Origin of the sequence: Streptomyces coacervatus (assembly GCF_029223485.1) — a bacterium.
In the GTDB taxonomy this organism is placed as follows: Bacteria; Actinomycetota; Actinomycetes; order Streptomycetales; family Streptomycetaceae; genus Streptomyces; species Streptomyces coacervatus.
On sequence record NZ_JARHTP010000074.1, the window covers coordinates 1 to 675 of the forward strand.

The window sequence follows — 675 nt, forward strand, 5'->3', positions numbered from 1 at the left end:
ATTGGAAGGAAGTGTTTATCATAAAAAATTAATGTTTGAATGTGATAACCGTCCTTTAAAAAAGTCGTTTCTGCAAGCTTGGCTGTATAGTCAACTAACTCTTCTGTCGAAGTGATATTTTTAGGCTTATCTACCAGTTTTAGACGCTCTTTAATATCTTCAGGAATTATTTTATTGTCATATTGTATCATGCTAAATGACAATTTGCTTATGGAGTAATCTTTTAATTTTAAATAAGTTATTCTCCTGGCTTCATCAAATAAAGAGTCGAATGATGTTGGCGAAATCACATCGTCACCCATTGGATTGTTTATTTGTATGCCAAGAGAGTTACAGCAGTTATACATTCTGCCATAGATTATAGCTAAGGCATGTAATAATTCGTAATCTTTTAGCGTATTAGCGACCCATCGTCTTTCTGATTTAATAATAGATGATTCAGTTAAATATGAAGGTAATTTCTTTTGTGCAAGTCTGACTAACTTTTTTATACCAATGTTTAACATACTTTCATTTGTAATAAACTCAATGTCATTTTCTTCAATGTAAGATGAAATAAGAGTAGCCTTTGCCTCGCTATACATTTCTAAATCGCCTTGTTTTTCTATCGTATTGCGAGAATTTTTAGCCCAAGCCATTAATGGATCATTTTTCCATTTTTCAATAACATTATTG

1 protein-coding gene is annotated in these 675 nt (G+C 31.3%); it reads right to left on the reverse strand.

What is annotated here, in order from left to right; all coding sequences use genetic code 11:
- A partial coding sequence (locus tag P2Q00_RS50635) for an Ea47 family protein (RefSeq protein ID WP_439145913.1) occupies positions 1-675 on the reverse strand: 675 nt, incomplete at both ends.